General features: G+C 68.7%; 10 protein-coding genes and 1 pseudogene. 7 read left to right on the top strand and 4 right to left on the bottom strand.

The annotated features are described in order from the left end of the window. Positions 1-158: 158 nt before the first annotated feature. From ACZ3ZD_RS17435 to ACZ3ZD_RS17420, 4 genes are all read left to right on the top strand, one after another. Positions 159-449, top strand: a complete 291-nt coding sequence (locus ACZ3ZD_RS17435; protein WP_030342363.1) for a hypothetical protein — start codon at positions 159-161, stop codon at positions 447-449. A 65-nt stretch (positions 450-514) separates the two neighbouring features. Beyond that, the gene (locus tag ACZ3ZD_RS17430; RefSeq protein WP_467397850.1) at positions 515-871 is read left to right on the top strand and encodes a hypothetical protein; all 357 of its coding nucleotides are present in this window, start codon (positions 515-517) and stop codon (positions 869-871) included. 40 nt (positions 872-911) lie between these two features. Continuing rightward, on the top strand, positions 912-1,562 hold the full coding sequence (locus ACZ3ZD_RS17425; RefSeq protein ID WP_467397848.1) for a hypothetical protein: 651 nt from the start codon (positions 912-914) through the stop codon (positions 1,560-1,562). 108 nt (positions 1,563-1,670) lie between these two features. Beyond that, the gene (locus ACZ3ZD_RS17420) at positions 1,671-2,072 is read left to right on the top strand and encodes a hypothetical protein (RefSeq protein WP_467397845.1); all 402 of its coding nucleotides are present in this window, start codon (positions 1,671-1,673) and stop codon (positions 2,070-2,072) included. 4 nt (positions 2,073-2,076) lie between these two features. Here the strand turns inward: ACZ3ZD_RS17420 and ACZ3ZD_RS17415 are convergent, their stop codons facing one another. From ACZ3ZD_RS17415 to ACZ3ZD_RS17400, 4 genes are all read right to left on the bottom strand, one after another. After that, on the bottom strand, positions 2,077-2,505 hold the full coding sequence (locus ACZ3ZD_RS17415; RefSeq protein ID WP_467397843.1) for a hypothetical protein: 429 nt from the start codon (positions 2,503-2,505) through the stop codon (positions 2,077-2,079). Positions 2,506-2,717: 212 nt separating this feature from the next. Continuing rightward, positions 2,718-2,990, bottom strand: coding sequence for a hypothetical protein (locus ACZ3ZD_RS17410; RefSeq protein WP_467397841.1), 273 nt, complete (start codon positions 2,988-2,990; stop codon positions 2,718-2,720). 217 nt (positions 2,991-3,207) lie between these two features. Beyond that, a complete protein-coding gene (locus tag ACZ3ZD_RS17405) occupies positions 3,208-3,399 on the bottom strand; it encodes a hypothetical protein (RefSeq protein ID WP_467397838.1) in 192 nt (63 codons plus the stop codon). A gap of 64 nt (positions 3,400-3,463) precedes the next feature. Next, positions 3,464-3,733 (bottom strand): hypothetical protein, encoded by a 270-nt coding sequence (locus tag ACZ3ZD_RS17400; RefSeq protein ID WP_467397836.1) that lies wholly within the window; start codon positions 3,731-3,733, stop codon positions 3,464-3,466. Positions 3,734-3,893: 160 nt separating this feature from the next. Here ACZ3ZD_RS17400 and ACZ3ZD_RS17395 point away from each other — a divergent pair. The 3 genes and pseudogenes from ACZ3ZD_RS17395 (at position 3,894) to ACZ3ZD_RS17385 (ending at position 6,041) form a co-directional block, all read left to right on the top strand. Beyond that, positions 3,894-4,883 (top strand): annotated as a pseudogene (locus ACZ3ZD_RS17395) (IS630 family transposase). Between the two features lie 47 nt (positions 4,884-4,930). Next, a complete protein-coding gene (locus ACZ3ZD_RS17390) occupies positions 4,931-5,353 on the top strand; it encodes a hypothetical protein (RefSeq protein WP_467397833.1) in 423 nt (140 codons plus the stop codon). Positions 5,354-5,441: 88 nt separating this feature from the next. Beyond that, positions 5,442-6,041 carry a hypothetical protein gene (locus ACZ3ZD_RS17385; RefSeq protein WP_467397831.1) on the top strand — a complete coding sequence of 200 codons (600 nt, stop codon included), beginning with the start codon at positions 5,442-5,444 and terminating at the stop codon, positions 6,039-6,041. Positions 6,042-6,067 lie beyond the last annotated feature (26 nt).

The following is a 6,067-nucleotide window of genomic DNA, read 5'->3' as shown; positions in this document are numbered from 1 at the left end:
GCCCACACCCAGCGGGTGCCCCCCTTCTTTTTTTCGCCCCCGGGCTACCCCCCGGGCGGGGGGGGCGGCCCCCCCCCGGGGGGGGGGGGGCGGCCCCCCCCCCCCCGCCCCCCCCCCCGCCCGCACCCCCATCCCTCTTGCACGAACGGAGTTGATCCATGGCAGGCTTCGACGTCAGCGCCGCCCGGGCCCAGCGCCTGGAGGCGCTCGGCCGCAGCTGGTCGTTCACCATCGACGGCGACACCTTCACGCTCCCCACCGAGCTGACCCGCAAGACCGCCCACGCCCTGCGCCGGCTGGACGACAACGACGTGGACGGGCTGCTGCGCGTGCTACTCGGCGACGCCCAGTACGCCCGGTTCGACCGGCACGACATCACCATGCAGGACATCGCCGCGATCATGGAGGCGTACGGCAAGGAGACCGGGCTCGGCCTGGGGGAAGGCTGAGCCTCGGCGAGCTGGTCGACGAGCACGCCGAGGCCCTGGAAGCGGACCTGCTCCGCCACTACGGCGTGGACCTGCTGGACTGGCACCGCGGACGGCTCTCCTCGCGCCGGCTCGCGGTGCTGGTCAGGTACCTGCCGCAGGACAGCGCGACGCTGCGGGAGTTGCACGGCGATGCCGCCGAGTGGTCGGTCGGCGACTACCTCCTCGCCGCCGTCGTCGACCAACTCGCCGAGGCCAACTGGATGTTCGCGACGGTCAACCGGGACGAGGACGCGGAACCGCTGGAGTACCCGAAGCCGGTGCCGCGGCCGGGTACGGACGGACGGACGACCGGTGCGGACGCCGCCGAGTCGCCGTCCGCTGCCCCGGAACCGCCGGCCCGCAACCCCACGGCGACCGAACTGGTCCAGTTCTTCTCGTAGTCCCCCGGTTCCCCTCGTCGTACGCAGGGAGCGATGACCCATGACGAGCTACACCCCCCTCAACGCACTCCCCTATCCCCAGCCCACCGATCCCGCGAACCTGCCCCTGCACCTGCAGTCCCTGGCCGAGGGCATCGACGGGCGGACGATCCTGCGGTACGCCACCGCCGCCGACCGGGACGCGGCGGTCACCACCCCGGCGGCCGGCATGGTCGCCTGGCTGACCACGCCCGGGACGCTCAGCTACTACACGGGCTCGGCGTGGATCGCGCTCGGCGCGTGGAACACGTACACCCCCGCCTGGACGGCGACGACGACCGCGCCCGCGATCGGGAACGGCACGCTGACCGGCAAGTACGCGGTGGTGGGCAAGGTGTGCCACTTCACCGCGCTGGTCACCTTCGGCTCGACCACGGCCTACGGCAGCGGCTCCTACAGCCTTGGCCTCCCGGTCACCGCCGGGGCGCTGGGCGGCCTGCCGCAGTTCCACGGCGTGGCGACCGTGCCCGGCAACCGAGCGATCCTCGCCGCCCAGCCGGGGGCGTCGACCGGCGCGACCTCGTACACACTGTGGGGTCCGACCTCGGCGTCCGCTTCCGGGATCGGGCAGATCGGCAGCGGGGGTGTGTTCGGTACGGCGTTCGCGAGCGGCAGCGTCATCCGGGTCGGCGGCACGTACGAGGTGGCCTGAAGCGCCCCCCTGTTTTCCGGTCGGCATCAGGAGGGTGTCGGGTATTCTCGATGGGTAATCGCTCATGTGTTCGATCACGGGGAGAGCGGTGCGGAGGGATGGGGCCGAGTGACGAAGAACGAGGGCGCGGTGCCGGGCGGGATCGACTACGTCGAGGCAACGGGCGAGCTGCGGCGCACGCTGGCCGAACGCCTGCGGGGGCGCCCCCTCCCTCCCGACCTGGTGGTCACCACGCGGTCGGAGATCGAACGGCGGGAGTTCCGGGCGTACGGGCAGGGCTGGCGCGACCGGGGCGAGCACGAGGCGCGGCGGGCCGAGGGAACGGATCCGGCGGCCCGGACGGCGGACGGCGCGACGGTCCTGCCGTTCCCGCAGACGCCTCCGGCCCCGGTTCCGCAGCCGTCGGTGCCGCCGGACCCGCAACCGCCGGCGTCGCGGTCGCCCGGCCCGCACGCGCATCCGTCGGGCCCGCCGGCCGCGCGTCCGCACCCCTCGGACGACCTGTCCTGAGCGCTCAGTGATCGAAGAAGTCCCGGCGGTCCTTCCGCCGGGACCTTCCGCGTTCCACTTTCGGTATGGTCGGCGCCTTCGACCGGGGACTCTTCTGCGCGAACCGGGGACGCGGCGGGGCGGGGACCGCACCGCCGTCGACCGGTCCGTCGCCGCACGCGCCCTCCCCCTCCTCCGGCACGCCCTGCCTCTCCGGGAAGGGAATGACCTCTCCGCCTTCCAGCAAGGTCAGTTCGGGCCGGCGCAACTGCGCGGGCAGCGAGGCCAGGGCATCTTTCCAGCCATGCGCATACGCGGCGAACTCCCTGCGTTCGACCTCGGCTTCCGTGTACACGGCGTCGCCCCCGTCGCCGAACTCCTTGACCAGTCGCCGCAGTACCGCCAGGATCTCGGCCAGCTCGGCCTCCTGGCGGCGGTTTCCGCTCGCGTCCACCCCAGGTCGCCCTCACGATCGACCGCACCGCGAAGGCCGGCCCCGCCCCCTCGCCGCCCCCGGCCGGGAACGGCACGCCCACCTGCCTGACCGGGCGGATGGACATTACCTGATGCGCCGTCAACGAGCAGTTGCGCACAACACACCGCGCCCGGGAACCGTTTCCGCGACGCGATGAACACCGGCACACTGGCGGCCACTTGAGCAAGTCATCACCATGTGACGAAGGTGATGACGATCGCCAGCACGCAGAAGAGGAGCAGCAGGCTGGAGCCGATGGCCAGCAGCAGCGCGACGCGACCGGTCCCGACATCGTCCGGCATCAGGACATTGCTCAGATCCTGCGGGTCGTAGACGACCTCGACCGTGCCACCGACCGAGGTGGGAGGCCACTTGAACAGTCCCACTTCGATCCGGTTGGAACCTTCTTCGACAGATAACTGCACCAACAGCCTGGTCCGGCCGTTCTCGGTTCGGGTGGCCACACAGGTCGCCCGCGTACGACGCCCACGCGTCCGCAAGGCGCGCCCCCGCCGATAGATCGGCCACGCGAAGAAAAGTACGAACCCCGCAATCACGGCAACAGGAATCGCCGGCCCACCCATTTCGCCCCCTCATCCACCCGCCCCCCGGCGGGTCAGCTCCTGAACTCCGGAACCACTTCGCCAATGACGCGTCCTTCCCGGCGCCCCGCCTTGCGCCTCAAGCGCCGAGCAGCAGTGCGACGGTCACTGCGCCTGCCAGGAATCCGGCCGCCACCGCAAGGTAGTACTTGACCTCGTAGGCGGTCAGCGGGCCCGTCCACGGTGTGACGTTCTCCTGGCGTTTGTCGGCGCCGGCCGGGACATCGGCCGCCCGCAGCAGCAGCCGCGGGTACGGCTGCGAAGAACACACCGACCCCCAGGAAGTTCAGCCACCCCCAAGGCCCCCCTTCGACCACCTTCTTCATGCCGGCGACTCAGACGGCGAAGGTGATGACGATCGCCAGCACGCAGAAGAGGAGCAGCAGGCTGGAGCCGATGGTGAACAGGAGCGCGACGCGGCCGGTCCCGACCTCGTCGGGCATCAGGACGTTGCTCAGGTCCTTCGGGTCGTAGACCACCTCGACCGAGCCACCGACCGAGACGGGAGGCCACTTGAACGGACCCACCGCGACCCGCATGGACCCTCCCTCGACGGAGAACTGCACCAACAACTCGGTCAGGCCGTTCTCATTCCGGGTCCCCACACATCTCGCCCGCGTCCGAATCCCGCGCGTCCGTAAGGCGCGCCCCCGCCAATAGATCCCCCACGAGAAGAAGAGTACAAACGCCGCAATCACGGCAACAGGAATCGCCGGCCCGCCCATACCGCCGCCCTCACTCACCCACGCCATGGCGCGTTGATTCGTGACCTGTTACGACCGAGGTCGGTTCCCGGCAAAGGCTACAGTGCCCGGCCCGGTGTCACGCAGGCTGCGGGTCACTCCGGACACGGTCCGCACCTGGCGGAGGCGCTTCCTCGAACGGGGCCTGGACGGCCTGTCCGACGAGCCGCGGCCCGGCGTCCCCGGAAGATCACCGACGCGGACGTCGAGCGGGCCATCGTCAAAACGCTGGAGGAGAAGCCGAAGAACGCGACCCACTGGTCGACCAAGTCGATGGCGGCGGCCACGGGCATGTCGAAGTCCGCGGTCTCCGCGGATCTGGCGGGCGTTCGCACTGGCGCCGCACCGGTCGCAGACGTTCAAGCTGTCCACGGACCCGCTGTTCATCGACAAGGTCCGCGATGTCGTGGGCCTGTATCTCGACCCGCCGGAGAAGGCTCTGGTCCTCTGCGTGGACGAGAAGTCCCAGATCCAGGCTCTCGATCGGTCCCAGCCCGTGCTGCCGATGGTTCCCGGCGTTCCCGAACGCCACAGCCACGACTAGGTCCGCGCCGGCACCACCACCCTGTTCGCCGCACTGGAAGTCGCCACCGGAAAGGTGATCGGCTCCCTGCACCGGCGCCACCGGGTCGTCGAATTCAAGAAGTTCCTGACCAAGCTCGACAAGGAAGTCCCCGCCGACCTCGATGTCCATCTGATCCTGGACAACTACGTCACCCACAAGACGCCCGCCGTCAAGCAGTGGCTGCTGGCGCACCCGCGCTTCCATCTCCACTTCACGCCGACGAGTTCGTCCTGGCTGAACCTGGTGGAGCGGTGGTTCGCCGAGCTCACGCAGAAGAAGCTCAAGCGAGGCGTCCACCGCTCCGTCCAGGCCCTTGAACGGGACATCCGCAGCTGGCTCGCCGACTGGAACGAACACCCCAGGCCGTTCATCTGGACGAAAACCGCCGACGAGAGCCTCGACAAAGTAGCCGCCTACTGCCGACGAATCTCCGACTCAGGTCACTAGCATGGCTTCGCCCGATGCACCGGCGTCGGACTGGAGGGGGAACGTCGATGGACAAACTGCCCGGCCTGGGGGCCCTGACGCTGATTCCTGCCGTGTTCTGCGTGGTCCTCGTCCACACGTACCGCAAGTACCGGGCAGCCCGGCTGCTCCAGGCCTCGGGGATCGAGACCACCGGTCTGTGCACGTTCTTGTCCTGGAACGAGGGCGAGGCCTCGGTGTCCTTCTCCTACACGCTGCCCGACGGTACGGAATACAGCGCGGACTCGGTCCACGTACGAAACGTGTCCGTAAGTCCCGGAGACACGGTCAGGGTCGTTTACGACGCCGCGTCCCCGGAGAAGGCGGAACTCGTGAGTCTGCTCGACACCGCCCTCCGCATCTACCGCAAAGCACTGATCGCTCTGGTGCCGACCACGCTCATCTTCCTGGGTGTGTTCCTGGCCGCCGTCGTCACCGTCATCACCGCATAGACGACGGACCACTGCCCACCCCTGTCCGGCTCCGGGCAGGGGTTTTTCCATCCGCCATCCGTCATGGCACGGATCACGAGGAGGTTCGATGGTTACGAATGCCACACCCTACGACCCTGGTCAAGCGCGCGCCGTGGCCGCACAGCAGGCACAGACGACCGCAACCGCCGTCATCAATGACTGGTTTCCCCGGCTGAAGGGGGAATGGATCAAAGACATCCAGGTCCAGGCCGTCTCCATGGGCAGCCAGTTTCTGAAGATCGACCACTCGCTCTTCAAGTGGGACGAGAAGGGGATCACCTTCGCAGGAAAGCCGGTGGGCCCCAGCTGGTTGGGCGCTAACGGCATCATCTACGGTCGAGAGAACGCAGCCAAGAAGGCCGCGGAAGCACAGTGGAAGAAGGACAGGGAAGAAGCGGAACTAATCTTCCGTACAACTCTGGATACCGTGCAGGAAAGCGCCCAGACGCTTGAACAGGAACTCACCCGACAGGTCAACCGCGCCAAGTCCACTTCCCGCGAGGCGCAGGAAACCGCCCGCAAGGCGCAGGTCGACGCCAAACGGGCCGACAACCTGTTGCAGAGCGCCAACAACAGCGCCCGGCTGGCAGCGAACAACGCGTCCCGCGCCAGTAAGAGCTTGGCATCGCTCGAACAACGGGTCAAAGCACTCGAAGGGGTCATGTGACCGTGTCCCGTTCCCCCGTGATCACT

It is taken from the genome of Streptomyces sp. NPDC023481 (genome assembly GCF_055560195.1).
The sequence above is the reverse complement of the archived record's forward strand: the minus strand, read 5'-3'. Positions and strand labels throughout refer to the sequence as shown.

What these genes read in the sequence shown, in the direction of transcription:
- ACZ3ZD_RS17435 (WP_030342363.1), top strand. Translation starts at nt 159, where the DNA reads ATGGCAGGCTTCGACGTCAGCGCCGCCCGGGCCCAGCGCCTGGAGGCG.
- ACZ3ZD_RS17425 (WP_467397848.1), top strand. Translation starts at nt 912, where the DNA reads ATGACGAGCTACACCCCCCTCAACGCACTCCCCTATCCCCAGCCCACC.
- ACZ3ZD_RS17390 (WP_467397833.1), top strand. Translation starts at nt 4,931, where the DNA reads ATGGACAAACTGCCCGGCCTGGGGGCCCTGACGCTGATTCCTGCCGTG.
- ACZ3ZD_RS17385 (WP_467397831.1), top strand. Translation starts at nt 5,442, where the DNA reads ATGGTTACGAATGCCACACCCTACGACCCTGGTCAAGCGCGCGCCGTG.